The sequence below is a fragment of the Gordonia prachuapensis genome, assembly GCF_036350515.1.
Lineage (GTDB): Bacteria > Actinomycetota > Actinomycetes > Mycobacteriales > Mycobacteriaceae > Gordonia > Gordonia prachuapensis.
On sequence record NZ_JAZDUE010000006.1, the window covers coordinates 53,314 to 71,480 of the forward strand.

The following is an 18,167-nucleotide window of genomic DNA, read 5'->3' on the forward strand; positions in this document are numbered from 1 at the left end:
TCATGGGGGCGCGGTCAGTCACGATGCGGCGACGGCGGCGAGCGCGTCGGGCAACGTGAAGCGGCCGGCGTAGAGGGCCTTGCCGACGATGGCACCCTCCACTCCCCGATCCACGAGGCCGGCGATCGCCACCAGGTCGTCGAGCGCGGACACGCCTCCGGACGCGACGATGGGCGCCGACGTGGCGGCGGCGACCTCGGCGAGCAGGTCGAGGTTGGGTCCGCCGAGGGTTCCGTCCTTGGACACGTCGGTGACGACGTATCGGGCGCAGCCGTCGCGGTCGAGGCGCTCGAGCACCTCCCACAGGTCTCCGCCGTCGGTGACCCAGCCACGCCCGCGCAGGCGGTACGACTCGCCGTCGCGGATGACGTCGAGGCCCACCGCGATCCGGTCTCCGTGGCGGTCGATGGCGCGTGCGCACCAGTCGGGGTTCTCCAGGGCAGCGGTTCCGAGGTTCACCCGTGCGCAGCCGGTCGCCAGTGCGGCGGCCAGCGAGTCGTCGTCGCGGATGCCGCCGGAGAGTTCGACCTTCACGTCGAGTTCTCCGACGACACCTGCCAGCAGCTCACGATTGTTGCCACGACCGAACGCCGCGTCGAGATCGACCAGATGAATCCACTCGGCACCGTCGGTCTGCCAGGCCAGGGCCGCGTCGCGGGGTGAGCCGTAGGACGTCTCGGTGCCCGCCGCGCCCTGCACGAGGCGAACGGCCTGGCCGTCGGCGACGTCGACGGCCGGAAGGAGTTCAAGGGTGTTACCCATCGGTGGGAGTGTTCCTGTCTGTCGGTTCGACCTTGTGGGTGCCGGGTTCGTGGGGCGGTGGCTGCTGATGTGCCGCGTCTTCCTCGGCTGCACGGGCGGCGAGGATCTCCCGTTCGGCGGTCGAGATCATCCGGCGAGACACCGTACCGATCGCGGCGACCATCGCCAACACGGCGATCAGTGCCACGACGAGGCCTGCGACCGGTGACCACTGCGCCACCAGCAGGATGATCGGGATCGACACCACGAGCACCAGCACGCCCGCGCCCAGTGAGAAGAGCACGAGCCTGCCGAAGGAGAATCGCGGCCCGTCGGCGGTCATGTCAGCGACCGCACCCAGTTCCGGAGCAGGTGGGCCCCGGCGTCGCCGGATTTCTCCGGATGGAACTGGGTGGCGGCGAGGACCCCGTTCTCCACCGCGGCCAAGAACGGTCCGCCGTGGTGGGACCAGGTGAGTTTCGGTGCCGCCAAGGGCGTTCCGTCGTTGTCCATCTCCCAGCTCTGCGCGGCGTAGGAGTGCACGAAGTAGAAGCGGGTGTCGGCGTCGAGGCCGTCGAACAGGACCGATTCGGCCGGGGCCTGCACGGTGTTCCACCCCATGTGCGGCAGCACGGGCGCGGGCAGCCGACTGACCGTGCCCGGCCACTCGCCGCAGCCGTCGGCCTCGACACCGAACTCGACGCCGCGTTCGAACAGGATCTGCATGCCCACGCAGATCCCGAGGACGGGGCGTCCGCCGGCGAGGCGGTGGTCGATGATGCGTTCACCCTTGACCGCGGTCAGGCCTTCCATACAGGCGGCGAAGGCACCGACGCCGGGGACCACCAGGCCGTCGCACTCGATCGCGGTGTCGCGGTCGTCGGTGACGGTGACGTCGGCGCCCGCGCGCTCCAGCGCCCGCTGCGCCGATCGGAGGTTTCCGGAGCCGTAGTCGAGGATGGTGACCGCGGGAGCGCCCGCCATCAGAGAGCTCCCTTCGTCGACGGCACGCCGGCCACCCGCGGGTCGCGTTCGGTGGCGGCGCGCAAGGCCCGTGCGACGGCCTTGAACTCCGCCTCGGTGATGTGGTGCTGGTCGCGGCCGTAGAGCACGCGCACGTGCAACGCGATCCGTGCGTTGAGCGCGATCGACTCGAAGACGTGGCGGTTGATCACCGTCGAGTACGGCACGCCGGGATACCCGCCGATGACCGCGGTGAGCAGGTGCTCGGGTTCGCCGGTGTGGACGCAGTAGGGCCGCCCGGAGACGTCGACGACGGCGTGCGCGAGGGTCTCGTCCATCGGGATGAAGCAGTCCCCGAAGCGACGGATGCCCTTCTTGTCGCCGAGGGCCTCGCCGAGCGCCTGGCCGAGGACGATGGCGGTGTCCTCGATGGTGTGGTGTCCCTCCACCTCGACGTCGCCGGTGGCCTCGACGGTGAGGTCGAAACTGCCGTGCTGACCGAATGCGGTGAGCATGTGGTCGAAGAACGCGATGCCCGTGGAGATCTGGGTGACGCCGGTGCCGTCGAGGTTGAGTTCGACGGTGATCGACGACTCCTTGGTGGTGCGTTCGACGCGCGCGATGCGGGGTGCGGTCGTGGTGGTCACTGAGTCTTCTCCAGGTCGGTTGCGGCCAGGGTGCGGCTGACGTCGAGGAAGGCGTCGTTCTCGGTCGCCAGTCCGATGGTGACACGCAGATGTCCGGCGATTCCGACGTCGCGGATCAACACGCCGTCGTCGAGGTAGCGCTGCCAGGTGGCCGGCGCGTCCCGGAATCGGCCGAACAGCAGGAAGTTCGCGTCGGAGTCGATCACCCGGTACCCGAGTGCGTCGAGTTCGGCGGCCACCCGTTTGCGTTCGGCGATGATCGCGGCCACGCCGGCCAGGGTGTCGTCGCGGTGGCGGAGCGCCGCTCGCGCGGCCGCCTGCGTGAGCACCGACAGGTGGTACGGGAGCCGCACGAGCTGCAACGCGTCGACGATGGCCGGTGATGCCGCGAGATACCCGAGCCGGCCGCCGGCGAACGCGAAGGCCTTGCTCATGGTGCGGCTGACGACGACCTTCGTCGGGTACTCGTCGATGAGTTCGACCGCGCTGGGCTGGTCGGAGAACTCGCCGTAGGCCTCGTCGACGATCACGATGCCGGGTGCCACCTCGACGATGGCGCGCAGCTCGTCGTTGCCGATCGATCCGCCGGTGGGATTGTTCGGCGAGGTCACGAAGACGACGTCGGGCCGCCGATTGGTCACCTCGGCGACCGCGTAGTCGACGTCGAGCGAGAAATCGGACGCCCGCACCGCGTGCAGCCAGGTGGTGTCGGTGCCGTCGGAGATGATCGGGTGCATCGAATACGACGGCACGAACCCCAGTGCGCTGCGTCCCGGCCCGGCGAAGGTCTGCAGCAGCTGCTGCAGGATTTCGTTGGAACCGTTTGCCGCCCACAGATTTTCCGTGGTGAGCTGCACCCCGGTCGCCTCGGTGAGGTACTCGGCGAGGTCGGCGCGCAACGCCACTGCGTCGCGGTCGGGGTAGCGGTGCAGTTCCGCGGCGGCGGCACGCACCGAGTCCGCGACATCGGCGATCAACGCCTCCGACGGCGGATGCGGATTCTCGTTGGTGTTGAGCACCACGGCGACCTTGAGTTGCGGTGCACCGTAGGGACTCTTGCCCCGCAGGTTCTCACGCAACGGCAGGTCGTCGATGGTCACGCCGAGCCCGGGGACCACGGTCTGCGGAGTGCTCACGCCCGTCCCCCGACGAATCGCTGACGCACGGCATCACCGTGTCCCGGAAGGTCTTCCGCATCGGCGAGGGTCACGACGTGGTCGGCGACGTCGCGCAGGGCGGCCTCGTCGTAGTCGATGACGTGGACACCCTTGAGGAAGGTCTGCACCGACAGCCCGGATGCGAACCGCGCCGAACCCGAGGTCGGCAGAACGTGATTCGACCCGGCGCAGTAGTCGCCGAGGCTCACCGGGGCGTACGGGCCGACGAAGATCGCGCCGGCGTTGTGCACGCGGTCGGCGACCGTGGCGGCATCGCGGGTCTGGATCTCGAGGTGTTCGGCGGCGTAGGCGTCGACGACGGCGAGGCCGGCGTCGAGGTCGTCCACGAGCACGATCCCGGACTGCTTGCCCGACAGCGCGGTGGTCACGCGTTCACGGTGCTTGGTGGCGGCCACCTGCTCGTCGAGTGCCGCGTCGACCGCGTCGGCCAGTGCGGCGCTGTCGGTGACGAGGACCGATGCGGCGAGGACGTCGTGCTCGGCCTGGCTGATCAGATCGGAGGCGAGGATGCCCGCATCGGCGCTGTCGTCGGCGAGGATCGCGATCTCGGTGGGGCCGGCCTCCGAGTCGATGCCGACCACCCCGCGGCAGAGTCGTTTGGCGGCGGTGACGTAGATGTTGCCGGGTCCGGTGATGAGGTCGACCGGATCGAGCACCGATCCGGGCTGATCCGCGGCGTCGGTGTCGGCACCGCCGTAGGTGAGCAGTGCGACGGCCTGGGCGCCACCGACCGCCCACACCTCGTCGACGTCGAGCAGCGCACAGGCGGCGAGGATCGTCGGGTGCGGCCACCCGCCGAACTCCTTCTGCGGCGGCGAGGCGATGACGAGGGAACCGACTCCCGCTTCCTGTGCCGGGACCACGTTCATGATCACCGACGACGGGTAGACGGCGTTGCCGCCCGGGACGTACAGGCCGACCCGACGGACCGGGATCCACTTCTCGCTGACCACGCCGCCGTCGACCACCTGGGTGCGGGTGGTCTCCCGACGCTGGTCGGCGTGCACCGTGCGGGCCCGCGCGATCGATTCCCGCAGCGCGTCGGCGACCGCCGGGTCGAGCCGGTCGAGCGCATCGGCGATCACGGCCGCCGGTACGCGCACCGACGTCGGGCGCACGCCGTCGAACTTCTCGCCGTAGCCGAGTGCGGCCTCGGTGCCCCCGTCGGCGACCGCATGGACCACCGGCGCCACCGTGTCGAGGACGGCGTTGACATCGGTGCCCCCGCGCGGCAACGCACGTCGCAGTTCTGCGAGCGTCGGCGTGGCACCGCGCAGGTCGGTTCGGGCGAGCATGTTCTCTCCTGGTGAGCTGGGGTTCCCCTTCAGGATATGGGGTGGCGCCACCTGGTTTCGAATCCGGTCGGGGGCGTGGCGAACACACCCTCCCGTATCGAGCTACGTGGAACGGGAACGCGCACCCACCAACCAGACGCGCAGGTTGCTGCTGCCTGCGCGTCTGGGTGGAGGGTGCGCGTAAGCGCGTGGGATCAGGGCGCGGGGATGTCCAGGCCGAGGTCGAGCGCGGCGACGGAGTGGGTGAGTGCGCCGACGGCGACATAGTCGACGCCGGTGCGGGCGTAATCACCGGCGACGTCCAGCGTCAACCCGCCCGAGCTCTCGAGCTTCGTCTGCGGTGAGCGCGTGTTGCGTCGCTGCACCGCCATCTGGGTCTCCCACAGCGCGAAGTTGTCGAGGAGGACGAGTTGCGGTTCGAGGGCCAGCACCTCGTCGAGCTGGGCCAACGAGTCCACCTCCACCTCGACCGGGAGGCCGGGCGCGCTCGCGCGGACCGCGGACAGTGCCGCGCTCACCGAACCGGCCGCCACGACGTGGTTGTCCTTGATCAGCGCGGCATCGCCCAGCCCGAGCCGGTGGTTGACTCCCCCGCCCGCGCGGACCGCGTATTTCTGCAGGTAACGCAGCCCGGGGAGGGTCTTGCGGGAATCACGCACCTTGGTGTCGGTGCCGTCGACGGCGTCGACCCAGAGCGCGGTGGCGGTCGCGATGCCGGACAGATGGCAGATCAGGTTCAGGGCGGTCCGTTCGGCGGTGAGCAGTGCGCCGGTCGGCGCGTGGATGCCCAGGACGACGTCGCCGGGGCCCACGTGGGCGCCGTCGTCGACAGCGGCGGTCACCGAGTAACCGCCGGCTCCGATGACCTCGTCGAGCACCGCGAGAACCACCGGCACCCCGGCGATCACGCCGTGTCCGCGACTGACGATCGCCGCGTCGGTCGTGGCGTCGGCGGGGACGGTGGCGGCGGTGGTGACGTCCGGACCGTAGCGGAGGTCCTCGTCGAGGGCGGTCCGGATCAGTGCGCGGACCTCGTCGGTGACAGCGAGGTCGAGCTCCGCCGCTGCCCCGACCTGTCCGACGAAACCGTCACTCACCGGAACCCGGGTTACCGATCGCGATCATCCGCTCGACGCTCTTGCGGGCACGTTCTGCGACGTCGTCGGCGACGAACACCTCGTCACGCCCCTCGCGTAGCGACCGCAGCAGGGCGGCCGGGGTGATCATCTTCATGTATGGGCAGGACGCACGGTCGTTGACGGCCTGGAAGTCGACGCCGGGGGCAGCCTTGCGCAGCTGGTGCAGCATGCCGATCTCGGTCGCGACGAGCACCTGCTTGGCGCCGGTCTCGCGGGCCGCGTCGAGCATCCCGCCGGTGGACAGGATCTTCACCTTCTCTTCCGGCACGGCACCTTCCCCGGCCAGGTAGAGGGCCGACGTCGCACACCCGCATTCCGGGTGGATGAACAGATCGGCGTCGGGGTGACTACTCGCCTGGTCCGCGAGTTCGTCGCCGTTGATGCCGGCGTGGACGTGGCATTCGCCCGCCCAGATGTGGATGTTGTCGCGCCCGGTCTCCCGTTTCACGTGCGCGCCGAGGAACTGATCCGGCAGGAACAGCACCTCCCGATCCGGATCGATCGAAGCGACCACGTCGACCGCATTGGACGACGTGCAGCAGATGTCGGTGAGGCCCTTCACCTCGGCGGTGGTGTTCACGTACGAGACCACCACGGCGTCGGGGTGTTCGGACTTCCATTCCCGCAGTTCGTCGGCGGTGATCGAGTCGGCGAGCGAACAGCCGGCGCGCTCATCCGGGATCAGTACACGCTTGTCCGGGCTGAGGATCTTGGCGGTCTCGGCCATGAAGTGCACGCCGCAGAAGATGATCTCGTCGGCGTCGACCTCGGCGGCGATCCGGGACAACGCCAGCGAGTCACCGACGTGGTCGGCGACGTCCTGGATGGCCGGCAACTGGTAGTTGTGCGCAAGCAGGGTCGCGTTGCGGGCGCGGGCGAGCCGGCGCACCTCGTCGGCCCATTCCGGCGTGGGCTCCACACCGCCGTATCCGCCGGGACCATCGGTCCACTCGGCGTCCATCAGACCGACCGTGACGGTTGCTGTGTCGGCCACGGCTGGGCGGTCGCTGGTGATGCTCATCGGACACTCCTCACGCGTCTGGCTCGGGGCGGGCCGGCCCCGGCGCCTGAAGTTTTCGACTGGTGATCGAAAACTATGTCCATCGTAACACCGGGTCGATCTGCGCCATTCCCGTCGGCAATTCGAGTAGTCGACTACTCGTTACCCCGGCGCGCCCGAAACCTAGCGTCATCGATGTACCCACACATCCGTCCGGGTCAGGTCGACATCGGGAGACCGAGCCCGGGGGCCGTAAAGCAGATTGCGAGCAGCGCGATGACCGTTTCACCGTTCGACGCACCACCCACCTCACCGCGTCCCGCCGGCCCGCTGGGGGCAGCACCCGGCGCGAGCCGGCGCGCGGAGGCCGCGGCCCAGCGCCGGGAGGCCGCACTCGCCCGCCTCACCGCGCGACGGATGCCGCTCCCCGGTCAGCCCGGGGCGCCCACACCGGCACCGCCGGCCCACGGGCACCCGGCCACCGTGCGACGGCCCCTCGACGACCCGCGCGCGCGGGGCCACATGCACCTGGTCACCCCCGCCGCCACCACACGGCCCAGCCCGCCGGCACCGTCCCGCCCGGCGCCCGCTTTCGGCGGCACCCACTCTGCACACCCCCCGACCCCCGAGGCATCGAGCCCCGGCGTGGTGGTGCGCCGCCGCCCCGGACTCACCGACCGCGAGATCCAGGTGCTGCGGACCTGGTTGCTCACCGATTCGAAGATCGCCGTCGCCGAGGAATTGACGATCTCGATCGGCACGGTGAACACACACCTGACCCGGATTCGTGCCAAGTACACGGCCGTCGACCGGACTGCTCGGACCAAGGCCGCGCTCGCCGCACGCGCCATCCAGGACGGGATCATGTCGCTCGACGAATTGTGAGCGCACCGACGGTGTGGCGCACCGCGGCGGCCCGAGGATCGCCGCCGGTCACCCTACAATCGACGCCATGCCGACGCCCCCGCCGAGTTCGCCCGCAGCCGCCGGGACATCGGACGTGGAGGTCGAGACGCTGACCGCCGTGTTCCAGGTGCAGGAGATGACCGCAGACACCGACCCGGTGCTGTGTGTCCTTCTCGGACACGACACGGACGGACCGTGGACGCTGCCCGGTGGCGCGGTGGCGGCCGACGCGACGCTGGAGACCAGCGCGCGACGGGCCGTCGCCGATTCGGTCGCGATCGCGAACATCGCCCACCTCGAACAGTTGGCCGTGTTCTCCGATCCACACCGGCTCCCGGGAACCCGCACCATCGCGTCGACGTATCTGGCGCTGGTCCCCAGCGATGTGCCGACCGAACTACCGCACGCCAGCGCATGGCATCCGGTCGACGCCCTGCCCACCCTGGCATTCGACCACGCAGAGATCGTCGAGGCCGCGCGGCATCGGCTCGCGGCGAAGCTGTCCTACACCAACATCGCGTTCGCGCTCGCCCCGAGTCGGTTCCCCATGTCGCAACTGTCGGAGATCTATTGCGCTGCATTGGGTTACGCGGTCGACACGACCAATCTGCTGCGCATTCTGAGTCGCCGGGCCGTGGTGGTCGCCACCGGCACCGTCGGCAAGACCGGCCGCTCCGGGGGCCGTCCGCCCGCGCTGTACGCGTTCGCCGACAAACAACTTCGCGTGACCGACGAGTTCGCGACCCTGCGACCGCCGATGTGACCCGCTTCAGGCGGTGAGGACCTCGGCAATGGTGTCGGTGACGGCGATCGTGTGCTCGCTGTGCGCGGTGCGGGAACCGTCGGCGGACCGGATCGTCCAGCCGTCCGGATCGTAGACGATGTCCGAGGTGCTGTGCGCCAGCCACGGTTCCAGCGCCAGGGTCAGGCCGGGCCGCAACCGCATGCCGGTTCCCCGGCGCCCCTGGTTGGACACGTGCGGATCCTCATGCATCGTCCGACCCAGGCCGTGCCCGCCGAACATGGTGTTGACCGGGAATCCCCGCTCGGTGCAGACCGTGCCGATCGCGGCCGAGATGTCGCCGAGCCGATTGCCGGGTCGCGCGGCGTCGATCCCGGCGGCCAATGCCAGCCGGGTGGTCTCGACCAGGAATGCGTCGTCGTCGCGCGGGGAACCGACGATCACCGTCCGGGCCGAGTCGGCGACCCACCCATCGATCGCCACGGCGATGTCCATACTCAGCACATCCCCGTCGGCGAGCACCTCGTCGTGCGGAAGACCGTGCAGCACCGCGTCGTTGAGGGAAAGGCAGATCACGTTCCGGAAGGGCCCGCGGCCGAAGGACGGCGCGTAGTCCCAGTAGCACGACACCGCCCCGCGTCGCTCGATCAGCTCGCGTGCCCGCATCTCGAGGTCGAGCAGGTTGATGCCCGGCTCGGCGCGCGCTGACAGGTCGTCGAGCAGGTCGGCGATGAATCGTCCGGTCACCCGCATGGCGGCGACCTCGTCGCGACTCTTCAGTTCGATCACGATGCCCTCTCCGCTGTGTCGGTATTTAAATACCACTTCCCGCCTCACGGTACGCGACGTCATCGGTATTTTCATACCGGTCCGGGTTAGGGTTGGGCATGGTGCGCGCCCCGCTGACCCCCGAACAGATCGCCGCCGGCCGACGGCTCGGCGGGGTGCTGCGGGAATCCCGTGCCGACCGGACGGTCGCCGACGTCGCCGACCGCGCGGGGATCTCCCCGGAGACGTTGCGCAAGATCGAGAGCGGGAGATTGCTGACCCCGTCGTTCGCGACGGTCGTCGCGTTGGCCCGATCGCTCGAGGTGCCGGTCGAGAAGCTCGCCGACGTCGTCGTCGGCAGCCCGGTCCAGACCGGCTGAGCGGGTCGCCCGGCGGAGGTGCCGGTCAGCCGGCCGCGGCCGGTTCGTGCATTTCGTCGAGGTCGCCGACACCCAGATCCGCGGTGCGCGACGCCAGCGCCGCACCCAGGTAGAACAGGGCGGCGGCCAGCGGTGCACAGACGAACAGGACCCAGCTGCCACCGAATCCGCCGCGTACGGCTCCGTCGAGCCACAGGTCGGGGACGACGTAGAAGGTCGATCCCACCGGCATCGCCCGCGGATCCTCGAATCGCCAGTCGACCACCCAGGTGCCGACGACGGCCGCCACGATCGAGCCGGCCACCGTCGCCGCCGCGACGACGACGAATCCGACCGGCCCGCGCCAGGCCCGACATGCGATCCAGCCGATGAGCACCGCGATGATGCCGTACCCGAACAACAGCAATGCGAAGGTGCCGACCGCCGCGAACTCCGAACCGAACGCGGTGGCGGGCACGATCGCCGAATCCGCGGACACGACCCGGCCGGTCAAGGCCGGCGTCACCACCGCCCACAGCACCCCGACGACGACGCCGAGCAGGACGATCGCGCCGGCGACCGCGGCCAGCGCGGCGATCGGCCGGTCGGCCGAGTGCCGTCGCAAGGTGGCCGCGGGCGACTCTTCGGGGATGACCGGCGCGCTCGGCGCCGGGTCGGTCACCGTTGTCCCAGTTCGGTCGAGTCGACCGTCCCGTGACGCGAACAGCGCGCACCCCAGCCGTCGGGGCGCACCTGCACCACCATCCGCCGGCCGCACTGCCCGCAGAACCGCGGCGGTTCGAGGCCCATCCGAGCCGAGGTCGGGACGGCGTCGGCCGCCTGGAGTTCGAGTTCCAGGCCGGTGTAGACGCCGAACCGGCACGGCTGGGCGAGCGGGCCGGGGATCTCGGGCGCGACGGGTGACGGGGCCAGGGTGGGCGCGGGGTCCGGTGTCGTCGACATGGTCACGTGTTCGAGCCTAGAGGCTGTCGTTGAGTGCCTTGATCGGCATCGACAGATCGGTCAGCAGATCGAGGTCCTGTTCGGCCGGACGCCCCAGGGTGGTCAGGTAGTTGCCGACGATGACCGCGTTGATCCCGCCGAGGATGCCCTGCTTGGCACCGAGGTCGCCGAGCGTGATCTCCCGGCCACCGGCGAAACGCAGGATCGTGCGGGGCAGAGCGAGCCGGAACGCCGCGACCGACTTGAGCGCCTCGGACGCCGGCAGGACGTCGAGATCACCGAACGGGGTGCCCGGCCGCGGGTTCAGGAAGTTCAGCGGGACCTCGTCGGGTTCGAGGGAGGCGAGGTCGGCGGCGAACTCGGCGCGCTGTTCGAGGCTCTCCCCCATGCCGAGGATGCCGCCGCAGCACACCTCCATGCCGGCGTCGCGCACCATCCGCAGCGTGTCCCATCGCTCCTCCCACGTGTGCGTGGTGACGACATTCGGGAAGTGGCTGCGCGCGGTCTCCAGGTTGTGGTTGTAGCGATGGACACCCATGTCCTTGAGCTGATCGACCTGCTCCTGGGTGAGCATGCCGAGGCTGCACGCGATCTGGATGTCGACCTCGTTGCGGATCGCTTCGATGCCGGCGGCGACCTGACTGAGCAGACGCTTGTCCGGGCCGCGGACCGCCGCGACGATGCAGAACTCGGTGGCGCCGGTCTTCGCGGTCTGCTTGGCCGCCTCCACCAGCGACGGGATGTCGATCCAGGCGCTGCGCACCGGCGATTCGAACAGGCCCGACTGCGAGCAGAAGTGGCAGTCCTCGGGGCAGCCTCCGGTCTTCAGCGAGATGATGCCCTCGACCTCCACCTCGGGACCGCACCACCGCATCCGCACGTCGTGGGCGAGTTCGAGCAGCTCGGGAAGCCGGTCGTCGGGCAGACGCAGCACCTGCAGGACCTGCTCGCGGTCGAGCGCTTGGCCCTGCTCGAGCACCTGTGTGCGGGCGACGGTGAGGATGTCGTCGGCGGTCTGCGACTGCGCGGAGCCGGGGGCGACGGGGGCCTGGGTCACGGGAGAACTCCTTCTGTGGACTGTCGGTTCGGTGACGTGGAGGGTGCTGTCGGCGCGAAAGTGGGTGCTGTCGGCGCGAATCGGGGTTCCGTCGGCGGGGCGGTGGGGGCGAGTTCGCGCAGCAGCCAGGTGCGATCGATCCAGCCGGGGGCGCGGCGGCGGAACTCGGACGGCTCCAGATCGCCGGCTCCCGCCGGGATCGTCCCGACGATCGGCACCCCGGTCAGTCGCGGCAGGTCGTCGCGGTTGCAGCGCATCGCGAGGTCGGGGTCGGTCGGCCAGGACCCGATGATCAGGCCGGCCGGGCGCAGGCCGTGGGCGCGGATGGCGCGAGTGGTCAGCTCCGCGTGGTTGAGGGCGCCGAGTCCGGCCGGGACCACGACGACGATCGGGGCGTCGGCAACGGCGGCGACGTCGAGCAGGGTGAGGCCGCCGGCCAGCCGGACCAACACCCCGCCGGCACCCTCGACGAAGGTCACGTCGTGAGCCGCCGCGAGCCCGGCGATCGCCTCCGATGCGGTGTCGAGGTCCAGCGCCGACAGCCCGGCCAGTCGGGCGGCGGTCTCCGGGGCGAGGGGGTCGGGATAGCGGACGCATTCGGCTGTGGCAACCGGTCCCGCCAGGTCGTCGATGACGGCGAGGTCGCCCGGTTCGCCGGGCCCGATCCCCGTCTGCGCCGGCTTGCACACCGCGGGTGAGCGCCCGGCGGCGCGGGTGGCGGCGACCAGCGCCGCGGTGACGATCGTCTTGCCGACATCGGTCGAGGTACCGGCGACCGCGATGACGCGGCCGGGCGCCGTCATCGGGCGCCCACCGTGGTCAGTGCCTCGTTGACGACGTCGGCGACATGGTCGACGACGTCGACGTCGAGGTCGGCGCGCACGGTCAGCCGCAGCCGCGAGGTGCCGGCGGGAACCGAGGGTGGCCGAAAGCAGCCCACCAGCACACCACGGTCGCGACAGTGTGCCGCAGCCGCGACGGCGGCTCGCGGGTCGCCGACGATCAACGAGATCACCGCGGCCGACGGCATCGGCGCGCCGACGGCTTCCGCGAGGCGAATGGCGTTGTCGCGCAACCGTCCGGGCATCGACGGATCGGCTCGCAGCAGGCGCAACGCGGCGTGTACGGCGCCCACCGCTGCCGGGTTCAGCCCCGTGTCGAAGATGAACGTGCGAGCGCGGTCGATGAGATGCGATCGCAGCAGTTCGGGGCCGAGCACCACGCCGCCCTGGGCGCCGAGCGACTTCGACAGGACGGTCGTCATCACCAGGTCGGGGGCCCCGGACAGGCCGAGCTCGGCGATCAGTCCCCGCCCGCCGGGACCGCGGACGCCGACGGCATGGGCCTCGTCGACGAGCAGCGCGGCGCCGCCGTCGCGAGCGGCGGCGTACAGCTCCGCCACCGGCGCCGGTTCACCGTCGATGCTGTAGACCGAGTCGGTCACCACCAGGGCCCGGGCTTCGGTGCGGGCCCGCAGCGCATCGCGCACGGCCGCGTGGTCGCCGCGGTCCACGACCACCACCCGTGCCCGCGACAGACGGCACCCGTCGATCAGGGACGCATGGGTTCCGGTGTCGCTGACGATGAGATCGCCGCGTCCGGCGAGCGCGGTGATCGCGCCGATGTTGGCGAGGTAGCCCGAGGAGAATGCGAGCGCCGCGGGGAATCCGAGAAAGCCGGCGAGGTCGTCCTCGAGGTCGACGTGTGCGGCGGTGGTGCCGACGACGAGCCGAGACGCTGTCGACCCGGCACCCCAGGTGTCCAGTGCGGCGTGGCCGCCGGCGACGACGTCGGGGTGGGTGGAGAGTCCCAGGTAGTCGTTGGATGCCAGGTTGATCATCGGCAGTTCGGCGCGGCGGACGACCGGGTCGCGGTGCAGTCCGGCGGACTTCACCCGCTCGGCCTCCTCGGCGAGCCAACCCAGCGCGTCCTCGCGCGCGGTGGCGGTGTCGAGCAGGTCCGACAGCACGGAATCGGTGGTGGTCATCGGGCACCTTCCACGGCGAGGTCGGCGGACAGGCAGGCGTCGACGGCGGCGCGCACGCCGCGGCAGATGGTGGCGATGTCGTCGTCGGTGCAGACGAACGGCGGCATCACGTAGACGTTGTCGCGGAACGGCCGCAGCCACACCCCCGAATCGACCGCCGCCGACGTCGCGGCGCCCATGTCGACCGGCCGGTCCAGCTGCACCACGCCGATGGCGCCGAGGACGCGGACGTCGACGACCCCGCCCTTGCCCGCGAGGTCACCGAGGCCGTCGTTCAGGCCGCGTTCGATCGCGCGCACACGCTGGCGCCACTCCGACGACAGCAGCAGCTCGATCGCGGCGACGGCGACCGCGCAGGCAAGCGGATTCGCCATGAAGGTCGGGCCGTGGGCGAGTCCGCCTGCCTCGCCTTCGCTGATCGTCTGCGCGATCTCGGTGGTGCACAGGGTGGCGGCGAGGGTGAGGTAGCCGCCGGTGAGTGCCTTGCCGAGGCACATGATGTCCGGGGTGACCCCGACGTGGTCGGCGGCGAACAGCTCCCCGGTACGTCCGAACCCGGTGGCGATCTCGTCGAAGATCAGCAACACACCGGCACGGTCGCAGATGCGCCGCAACTCCGTGAGGTAGCGCGGGTCGTGGAACCGCATGCCCCCGGCACCCTGCACGACGGGTTCGACGATGACCGCGGCGAGCCGGTCGCGGTGTTCGGCCACGGCCGCCTCGAGAACCGCGACATAGTCGGCGTCGAACCCGACCGGTGGCGGTGGGACGAACACCTGATCGGTCAGGACGTCGGTCCACATCGAGTGCATGCCGCCCTCGGGGTCGCACACGCTCATCGGGGTGAAGGTGTCGCCGTGGTATCCGCCACGCCACGTCAGGAGTCGGGTGCGCCGGGTCTCGCCGCAGCTGCGCCAGTACTGCAGCGCCATCTTGACCGCGACCTCGACCGAGACCGAGCCGGAGTCGCAGAAGAACACCTTCTGCAGGTCGTCGGGGGTGATCGACACGAGCAGTTCGGCCAGCCGCGCAGCCGGTTCGTGGGTGAGGCCGCCGAACATGACGTGCGACATCGACGCCGACTGCTCGACCAGGGCGGCATCGAGCACCGGATGCCGATACCCGTGGATGGCGGCCCACCAGGAACTCATCCCGTCGACGACGTGCCGGCCGTCGGCGAGTTCGATCCGAACGCCGCGCGCACCGCGCACCACCAGCGGCGCCACCGGCGCCGGCATCGCACCGTACGGATGCCAGATGTGCTCGGCATCGATACGGCTGATGGTGGGCTGGTCCACGCCAGATCGTCCTCACGGTGTCGGCGAGTCCACGCCGGCGGCGCGTCTCGGGCGGTCGCCCTGGACGGTGTCCAGGACGCGATTTCCTGAACACTGTACAGGCTTTTTCCTGAACGCTGTACAGGCCGCCTACGCTGGGCGGGTGAGCAACAGCCGAGTCGATGTCCTCCGCGCGGCCCGCGACATCCTCGCCGAGCACAGCCTGGCCGACCTGTCGATGCGGCGGCTCGCCGCGGACCTCGGAGTCCGTCCCAATGCGCTGTACTGGCACTTCCCGAACAAGCAGACCCTGTTGGCCGCGTTGTCCGACGACATCCTCGAGCAGATACCCGACGCACCCACCCACCTGCGGTGGGACGACCGACTTGCCCACCTCGCCAGGGGGTTGCGCGCGGCATTGCTCGAGGTTCCGGACAGCGCCGAGGTCGTCTCGTCGAGCTGGGCCAGCGGGCTGTCGGCGAAGACGATCGTGACGCAGTTGGCGGCAGCCGCCCGCGACGGCGGACTGAGCGATCGCGACGCCCACGCGGTCGCGACCGCCGTGTGTCAGCTCGCGATCGGACTCACGATTGAGGAGCAGACGCGCGCGCAGATGGAGCGCCTGCAGGTGACCGGACCGTCCGGACGCGATTTCGGCGGCGAGTTCGGCGACGGCCTCGGGGTGATCCTCGACGGTGCGCGCCTGCGCGCGGATCGCTCCGCCGTCACCTCGGCGGACGTCGAGAGCTCGGCTGAAGTCAAGAGAACGTAAAGGTCAGGGGCGGGTGTGGCACACGGTGTGTCGCACCGGACCGAATCGGGATATCACAGCTTCGACCTGTAAATTGCTCTGCGTAAATCGCTCCGGGACACCCGGCACCGGACTCGAGCACCGGGACCCGAGCACAGAAGAGCAGAGAGACGCCCCAGTCCGTGGCAGCCACCACCCCCACCACCGCCTCGACCCATCGGGCCCCGGCGGACAACGTGCCCGCGTACCGCACGGACCTCGACGGTCTCCGCGGGATCGCGATCGCGCTGGTCGCGTGCTTCCACGTCTGGTTCGGACGCGTCTCCGGCGGTGTGGACGTCTTCCTCGTCCTGTCGGGGTACTTCTTCGTCGGGTCGTTGCTGCGGCATGCGATCCACAGCCAGGCCACCCATGTCACGCTGCGCGACACCATCAATCCGTGGCCACGGCTCAAGCGGCTGCTGCGACGACTGATCCCGGCCCTGTTCACGGTGCTGATCGCTGTCGCCGTCCTGACCGTCGTCGTGATCCCGCAGACCCGGTGGGTGAGCATCGGCCGCGAGCTGATCGCCAGCGCGCTGTACTACCAGAACTGGCATCTGGCCTTCAATTCGCAGGACTACCTGGCGGCGAGCTCCGCCAACAGCCCGCTGCAACACATCTGGTCGATGTCGGTGCAGGGACAGTTCTTCGTACTCACCCTGGTCGTCGCGCTCGCGTTCGCCGCGCTCATCAAACTCGTCGCGCGATTCATCGCCCCGGTGGCCGACCCACGGGCCATCCGACTCCTGGTCGGCCTCGCCGTCCTCGCGGTGGCACTCGTCTCGTTCTACTGGGCGCACATGCGGATGGGCGTCAATCAGCAGTTCAACTACTACGACACCTTCTCGCGTCTCTGGGAGCCGCTCGCCGGCGGACTGCTCGCCATCTGGCTGCCGAGCTGGCGGGTGCCGCGCTGGCTGCGCACCGTCACCGCAGTCGTCGCACTCGCGCTGATCGTCACGTGCGGCTGGTGGATCGACGGCGTGAACGCGTACCCCGGCCCGTGGGCGCTGGTGCCGGTGGGTTCGACCCTGCTCATCATCTGGGCCGGGGCCACCGCGCTGGAACGACCGCGTGCCGGAACACCCGCGCCACAGGGATTGCCACCGGTCAATCGGATGCTGGCGAGTCGCTGGCCGGTGTGGCTGGGCACCATCGCGTATGCGCTGTACCTGTGGCACTGGCCCCTGCTCATCTTCTACCTCACCTGGCGGGAGAAGAACCACGCCAACTTCATCGAGGGTGTCGGGCTGCTGGCCCTCTCGGTGGGCCTCGCGTGGCTGACCAAACGCTACATCGAGGACCCGCTGCGCGGCGGCCGCGCCGAGCCGGCACACGCCCGCCGCGACGGTCGCAGGCAGTGGGTCACCTACACCTCGGTGGTGACGTCGGTGCTGGTGATCGGCACTCTGGTCACCGGTATCGGCATCAAGGTCTGGGACCACCGCGTGGCCACGATGGTCGTCGACACCAAGAACCTCGATCCGCGGACCTACCCCGGCGCACGTGCCCTGCTCGAGGGCTGGCCGGTTCCCGCCGTCGACCCGCAGCCATCGCCGCTGATGGTCACGCAGGACTTTCCGGAGACCTCCACCGACGGGTACATGAGCGACTTCGAGGACCCGAGGATTCATGTCGGCGTCTATGGTGACCCGACCGCGACCAGGACGATCGCGTTGATCGGCGGCTCCCACGCCGAGATGTGGATCTCGGCGCTGGACCTGCTGGGCCAGCGCAATCACTTCAAGGTCACCACGTACCTGAAGATGGGTTGTCCGATGTCGACCGAACTCGTCCCCAAACAGGACGGAGTCCCCTACCCCGAGTGTCATGACTGGGTCATGCGCGTCGTGGACAAGGTGATCGCCGACGATCCCGACGCGGTGTTCACCAATGCGACACGGCCCCGCGACTACCAGCCCGGCGACTGGGTGCCGCCCACTTATCCGCCGATCTTCGACGAATTCATTGCTTCCGGCATCGAGGTGTTCGGCATCCGGGACACTCCCTGGCCGCACAATGCGCAGGGACTGATCGACACACCCACCTGTCTGGCCGACGGCGGCTCGGCCACCAGCTGCGCGACCCGTCGTGCGGTGGCGCTGGCACCGGAGAACCCCGCCGACGAGCTCGCGGCCACCCGCCCGATGTTCCACGCCCTCGATCTGTCCGACGGCGTGTGCGACGCCGAGATTTGCCCCGCCGTCGTCGGCAACATCGTTGTCTACAAGGACTGGCATCACCTCAGTGCCACGTATGTCCGCAGTTTGACCGACGAACTCGGTCGGCAGATGGCCGCGACCGCACCCTGGACCGCCCCACCGGGGCCGTGAGGGCAGCGCCCGATATCAC

At 70.0% G+C, this 18,167-nt stretch carries 20 protein-coding genes; 5 read left to right on the plus strand and 15 right to left on the minus strand.

Annotation, left to right across the window (positions count from 1 at the left end; translation table 11 throughout):
* Window positions 1-18: 18 nt before the first annotated feature.
* From priA to nadA, 8 genes are all read right to left on the minus strand, one after another.
* Window positions 19-762: a bifunctional 1-(5-phosphoribosyl)-5-((5-phosphoribosylamino)methylideneamino)imidazole-4-carboxamide isomerase/phosphoribosylanthranilate isomerase PriA gene (gene priA, locus V1Y59_RS08530; RefSeq protein WP_330434772.1), complete on the minus strand. Its 744-nt coding sequence runs from the start codon at window positions 760-762 to the stop codon at window positions 19-21.
* Window positions 755-1,084 carry a hypothetical protein gene (locus V1Y59_RS08535; protein ID WP_330504398.1) on the minus strand — a complete coding sequence of 110 codons (330 nt, stop codon included), beginning with the start codon at window positions 1,082-1,084 and terminating at the stop codon, window positions 755-757. The genes priA and V1Y59_RS08535 overlap by 8 nt, the downstream gene beginning before the upstream one ends.
* Window positions 1,081-1,725, minus strand: a complete 645-nt coding sequence (gene hisH / locus V1Y59_RS08540) for an imidazole glycerol phosphate synthase subunit HisH (RefSeq protein ID WP_330504399.1) — start codon at window positions 1,723-1,725, stop codon at window positions 1,081-1,083. Before hisH ends, V1Y59_RS08535 begins: the two co-directional genes overlap by 4 nt.
* A complete protein-coding gene (hisB, locus tag V1Y59_RS08545) occupies window positions 1,725-2,351 on the minus strand; it encodes an imidazoleglycerol-phosphate dehydratase HisB (protein ID WP_330504400.1) in 627 nt (208 codons plus the stop codon). The genes hisH and hisB overlap by 1 nt, the downstream gene beginning before the upstream one ends.
* Window positions 2,348-3,487 (minus strand): histidinol-phosphate transaminase, encoded by a 1,140-nt coding sequence (locus V1Y59_RS08550; RefSeq protein ID WP_330504401.1) that lies wholly within the window; start codon window positions 3,485-3,487, stop codon window positions 2,348-2,350. Before V1Y59_RS08550 ends, hisB begins: the two co-directional genes overlap by 4 nt.
* Window positions 3,484-4,824, minus strand: a complete 1,341-nt coding sequence (hisD, locus tag V1Y59_RS08555; RefSeq protein WP_330504402.1) for a histidinol dehydrogenase — start codon at window positions 4,822-4,824, stop codon at window positions 3,484-3,486. Before hisD ends, V1Y59_RS08550 begins: the two co-directional genes overlap by 4 nt.
* Before the next feature lie 194 nt (window positions 4,825-5,018).
* Entirely contained in the window at window positions 5,019-5,921 is a 903-nt protein-coding gene (nadC, locus tag V1Y59_RS08560) for a carboxylating nicotinate-nucleotide diphosphorylase (RefSeq protein ID WP_330504403.1), read from the minus strand.
* On the minus strand, window positions 5,914-6,984 hold the full coding sequence (gene nadA / locus V1Y59_RS08565) for a quinolinate synthase NadA (RefSeq protein WP_330504404.1): 1,071 nt from the start codon (window positions 6,982-6,984) through the stop codon (window positions 5,914-5,916). The genes nadC and nadA overlap by 8 nt, the downstream gene beginning before the upstream one ends.
* A gap of 255 nt (window positions 6,985-7,239) precedes the next feature.
* Between nadA and V1Y59_RS08570 the strand changes: the two genes are divergently transcribed.
* A complete protein-coding gene (locus V1Y59_RS08570; RefSeq protein WP_330504406.1) occupies window positions 7,240-7,848 on the plus strand; it encodes a helix-turn-helix transcriptional regulator in 609 nt (202 codons plus the stop codon).
* Between the two features lie 67 nt (window positions 7,849-7,915).
* Window positions 7,916-8,632 carry an NUDIX hydrolase gene (locus V1Y59_RS08575; RefSeq protein WP_330504407.1) on the plus strand — a complete coding sequence of 239 codons (717 nt, stop codon included), beginning with the start codon at window positions 7,916-7,918 and terminating at the stop codon, window positions 8,630-8,632.
* A gap of 6 nt (window positions 8,633-8,638) precedes the next feature.
* On the opposite strand, the gene map is transcribed toward V1Y59_RS08575, so the two are convergent.
* Window positions 8,639-9,400 (minus strand): type I methionyl aminopeptidase, encoded by a 762-nt coding sequence (map, locus tag V1Y59_RS08580; protein ID WP_330504408.1) that lies wholly within the window; start codon window positions 9,398-9,400, stop codon window positions 8,639-8,641.
* Between the two features lie 98 nt (window positions 9,401-9,498).
* Between map and V1Y59_RS08585 the strand changes: the two genes are divergently transcribed.
* A complete protein-coding gene (locus tag V1Y59_RS08585; RefSeq protein WP_330504409.1) occupies window positions 9,499-9,759 on the plus strand; it encodes a helix-turn-helix transcriptional regulator in 261 nt (86 codons plus the stop codon).
* Window positions 9,760-9,784: 25 nt separating this feature from the next.
* Here V1Y59_RS08585 and V1Y59_RS08590 read toward each other — a convergent pair whose 3' ends face one another.
* From V1Y59_RS08590 to V1Y59_RS08615, 6 genes are read right to left on the minus strand one after another with little or no spacing between them, the layout of a single operon-like run.
* On the minus strand, window positions 9,785-10,420 hold the full coding sequence (locus V1Y59_RS08590; protein ID WP_330504410.1) for a DUF2567 domain-containing protein: 636 nt from the start codon (window positions 10,418-10,420) through the stop codon (window positions 9,785-9,787).
* Window positions 10,417-10,701 carry a biotin synthase auxiliary protein BsaP gene (gene bsaP, locus V1Y59_RS08595; RefSeq protein WP_330504594.1) on the minus strand — a complete coding sequence of 95 codons (285 nt, stop codon included), beginning with the start codon at window positions 10,699-10,701 and terminating at the stop codon, window positions 10,417-10,419. The genes V1Y59_RS08590 and bsaP overlap by 4 nt, the downstream gene beginning before the upstream one ends.
* Window positions 10,702-10,717: 16 nt before the next feature.
* Window positions 10,718-11,758 carry a biotin synthase BioB gene (bioB, locus tag V1Y59_RS08600; protein ID WP_330504411.1) on the minus strand — a complete coding sequence of 347 codons (1,041 nt, stop codon included), beginning with the start codon at window positions 11,756-11,758 and terminating at the stop codon, window positions 10,718-10,720.
* Window positions 11,755-12,561, minus strand: a complete 807-nt coding sequence (gene bioD / locus V1Y59_RS08605; RefSeq protein WP_330504412.1) for a dethiobiotin synthase — start codon at window positions 12,559-12,561, stop codon at window positions 11,755-11,757. Before bioD ends, bioB begins: the two co-directional genes overlap by 4 nt.
* Window positions 12,558-13,745, minus strand: coding sequence for an 8-amino-7-oxononanoate synthase (locus tag V1Y59_RS08610; protein ID WP_330504413.1), 1,188 nt, complete (start codon window positions 13,743-13,745; stop codon window positions 12,558-12,560). Before V1Y59_RS08610 ends, bioD begins: the two co-directional genes overlap by 4 nt.
* Window positions 13,742-15,043 carry an adenosylmethionine--8-amino-7-oxononanoate transaminase gene (locus tag V1Y59_RS08615; protein ID WP_330504414.1) on the minus strand — a complete coding sequence of 434 codons (1,302 nt, stop codon included), beginning with the start codon at window positions 15,041-15,043 and terminating at the stop codon, window positions 13,742-13,744. Before V1Y59_RS08615 ends, V1Y59_RS08610 begins: the two co-directional genes overlap by 4 nt.
* A gap of 142 nt (window positions 15,044-15,185) precedes the next feature.
* Between V1Y59_RS08615 and V1Y59_RS08620 the strand changes: the two genes are divergently transcribed.
* Both V1Y59_RS08620 and V1Y59_RS08625 read left to right on the plus strand, forming a co-directional pair.
* A complete protein-coding gene (locus V1Y59_RS08620; RefSeq protein ID WP_330504415.1) occupies window positions 15,186-15,794 on the plus strand; it encodes a TetR family transcriptional regulator in 609 nt (202 codons plus the stop codon).
* Window positions 15,795-15,955: 161 nt separating this feature from the next.
* Window positions 15,956-18,148, plus strand: a complete 2,193-nt coding sequence (locus tag V1Y59_RS08625; RefSeq protein WP_330504416.1) for an acyltransferase family protein — start codon at window positions 15,956-15,958, stop codon at window positions 18,146-18,148.
* The last annotated feature ends 19 nt before the right edge of the window (window positions 18,149-18,167 follow it).

Coding starts and splice junctions, on each gene's coding strand:
- priA (WP_330434772.1), bottom strand. CDS start 762: ATGGGTAACACCCTTGAACTCCTTCCGGCCGTCGACGTCGCCGACGGC.
- V1Y59_RS08535 (WP_330504398.1), bottom strand. CDS start 1,084: ATGACCGCCGACGGGCCGCGATTCTCCTTCGGCAGGCTCGTGCTCTTC.
- hisH (WP_330504399.1), bottom strand. CDS start 1,725: ATGGCGGGCGCTCCCGCGGTCACCATCCTCGACTACGGCTCCGGAAAC.
- hisD (WP_330504402.1), bottom strand. CDS start 4,824: ATGCTCGCCCGAACCGACCTGCGCGGTGCCACGCCGACGCTCGCAGAA.
- nadA (WP_330504404.1), bottom strand. CDS start 6,984: ATGAGCATCACCAGCGACCGCCCAGCCGTGGCCGACACAGCAACCGTC.
- V1Y59_RS08570 (WP_330504406.1), top strand. CDS start 7,240: ATGACCGTTTCACCGTTCGACGCACCACCCACCTCACCGCGTCCCGCC.
- V1Y59_RS08575 (WP_330504407.1), top strand. CDS start 7,916: ATGCCGACGCCCCCGCCGAGTTCGCCCGCAGCCGCCGGGACATCGGAC.
- V1Y59_RS08585 (WP_330504409.1), top strand. CDS start 9,499: ATGGTGCGCGCCCCGCTGACCCCCGAACAGATCGCCGCCGGCCGACGG.
- bsaP (WP_330504594.1), bottom strand. CDS start 10,701: ATGTCGACGACACCGGACCCCGCGCCCACCCTGGCCCCGTCACCCGTC.
- bioD (WP_330504412.1), bottom strand. CDS start 12,561: ATGACGGCGCCCGGCCGCGTCATCGCGGTCGCCGGTACCTCGACCGAT.
- V1Y59_RS08610 (WP_330504413.1), bottom strand. CDS start 13,745: ATGACCACCACCGATTCCGTGCTGTCGGACCTGCTCGACACCGCCACC.